At 68.2% G+C, this 2,062-nt stretch carries 2 protein-coding genes and 2 pseudogenes; 3 read left to right on the top strand and 1 reads right to left on the bottom strand.

Features of this window, described 5'->3' with window-relative positions; translation table 11 throughout:
* A pseudogene (locus tag ACFV20_RS36780) lies at positions 1-108 on the bottom strand (hypothetical protein); the annotation flags it as partial.
* On the opposite strand from ACFV20_RS36780, the gene ACFV20_RS36775 reads away from it, so the two are divergent.
* From ACFV20_RS36775 to ACFV20_RS36765, 3 genes and pseudogenes are all read left to right on the top strand, one after another.
* Complete coding sequence (locus ACFV20_RS36775) at positions 62-397, top strand: transposase (RefSeq protein WP_385665455.1); 336 nt, start codon at positions 62-64, stop codon at positions 395-397. The pseudogene ACFV20_RS36780 and the gene ACFV20_RS36775 overlap by 47 nt on opposite strands.
* The gene (locus ACFV20_RS36770) at positions 394-1,266 is read left to right on the top strand and encodes an IS3 family transposase (protein ID WP_381313548.1); all 873 of its coding nucleotides are present in this window, start codon (positions 394-396) and stop codon (positions 1,264-1,266) included. The genes ACFV20_RS36775 and ACFV20_RS36770 overlap by 4 nt, the downstream gene beginning before the upstream one ends.
* 42 nt (positions 1,267-1,308) lie before the next feature.
* Positions 1,309-1,977 (top strand): annotated as a pseudogene (locus ACFV20_RS36765) (IS481 family transposase); the annotation flags it as partial.
* Positions 1,978-2,062 lie beyond the last annotated feature (85 nt).

The following is a 2,062-nucleotide window of genomic DNA, read 5'->3' as shown; positions in this document are numbered from 1 at the left end:
CTCCTTGAAGACGGCCGTATTGATGGCCGGGCGCGGGTCGCGTCCCGGCTTCTCCAGTTCCTTGTGGTTGTCGGTCACCGTCGGCAGACCGAACGACTCGTCGACGAAGAAGCCTCGCCCTCGCCGTTCGTTCACGTCTGAGTTCAAGGCCGAGATCGTCGAGCTGTGCCGGCGCGGTGACCGCTCGGTCGGTCAAATAGCCAAGGACTTCGATCTGACCGAGACCGCGGTGCGGGACTGGGTCAAGCAGGCAGAGGTCGACGCGGGCGAGCGTGACGGGCTGACCAGCAGCGAGCGCGAGGAGCTGGCCGCGCTGCGGCGGGAGAACCGCCGCTTGCGGGAGGACGTCGACATCCTCAAGCGGGCCACGGCTTTCTTCGCGAAGGAGACCCGGTGACGGTGCACCCGTTCATCGAGGCGGAGAAGCAGAGCAACCACAATGTCAAGCGCGCGTGTGAACTGCTCAAGGTCTCCCGCACCGCCTTCTACGCCCGCCGCAACGGCACTCCCGGCCCCCGCGCGGTCCGCGACCTGGAGCTGACCGAGAAGATCACCGAAGCCCACGAGAACTCCCGCGGCACCTACGGGGCCCCGCGCGTCCATGCCGTCCTGCAACGCGAGGGCGAGAGATGCGGACGTCGCCGCGTCGCCAGGCTGATGCAGGACGCCGGACTTCAAGGCCGGCACCGCAGGCGGCGACACCTGACCACCGTCCCCGACCCGCGGGCCGCCGCCAGGCCCGACCTCATCGGGCGCGACTTCGCACCCGACCCGGCCGCACTCGACATCCGCTGGTGCGGCGACATCACGTATATCCCGACCGATCAAGGCTGGCTCTACCTGGCCACCGTCATTGACATCGCCTCCCGCCGTGTTGTCGGCTGGGCAACCGCTGATCATCTGCGGACCGACCTGGTCGCCGACGCCCTCAAAGCCGCCCACCGACGGCGCCGTCCCACCCGTCCGGTGATCTTCCACTCGGACCGCGGATGCCAGTACACCAGCCAGCAATTCGCCTCCCTGGCAGCCGAGTTCGACGTCCGGCTATCACTCGGCCGCACTGGACAGTGCTGGGACAACGCCCTCGCCGAGTCCTTCTTCGCCACGATCAAACGGGAACTGCTCGGCACGAAGCCCTGGCCCAGCAGGGCTCTCGCCCGCACCGCGATCTTCGAGTGGATCGAGAGCTGGTACAACTTGCAGCGGCTGCACAGCAGCCTCGGCTACCGCAGTCCCGCCGAATACGAGACCGCGCTCGCGGCCTGACCACCACACCAATGGTGTCCGTCAAAGCGGAGCAAGTTCAGCCTGCCCGCCTCGACCGTGCACCGGATCCTGACCCGCCACAGTCTGAACCGGCTGTCCTGGATCGACCGTCCGACCGGCACCCTGATCCGCCGCTACGAACGCGACCGGCCCGGCGAGCTGATCCACATCGACGTGAAGAAGCTCGGCCGGATCCCCGACGGCGGCGGTCACAGGACCCTGGGCCGCCAGGCCGGCCGCGCCACCCGCAGCAACATGGGCTTCGACTACATCCACTCTGCCGTCGACGACCATTCCCGCCTGGCCTACAGCGAGATCCACCCCGACGAGAAGGTCGCGACCTGCGCGGGCTTCCTCACCCGCGCAGCCGCCTTCTTCCACCGCCAGGGCATCCCCCGCATCGAGCGGGTCCTGACGGACAACGCCTGGGCCTACCGCAAGGGCCTGGCCTGGAGGAACGCCCTCGCGGACCTCGGCGCCACAGGCAAGCTGACCCGGGCCTACCGGCCCCAGACCAACGGCAAGGTCGAACGCTTCAACCGCACCCTGCTCGACGAATGGGCCTACATCCGGCCCTACACCGCCAACACCGAACGCACCGATGCCCTGGCAGACTTCCTCCACACCTACAACCACCACCGCAGCCACACCGCACTCGGCGGCCACCCACCCATCACCCGTGTCAACAACCCTGCGGGTCAATACAACTAGGGCCCCTCGGACACACGCCTCTTCGGGCGCGGCCATGGGGGTCGGCCGGGACCGATGAGTTCCGGGCCGTCCGGAGGTCATCACC

It is taken from the genome of Streptomyces sp. NPDC059696 (genome assembly GCF_042733745.1).
In the GTDB taxonomy this organism is placed as follows: Bacteria; Actinomycetota; Actinomycetes; order Streptomycetales; family Streptomycetaceae; genus Streptomyces.
This window is presented reverse-complemented; position numbering and strand designations above follow the sequence as displayed.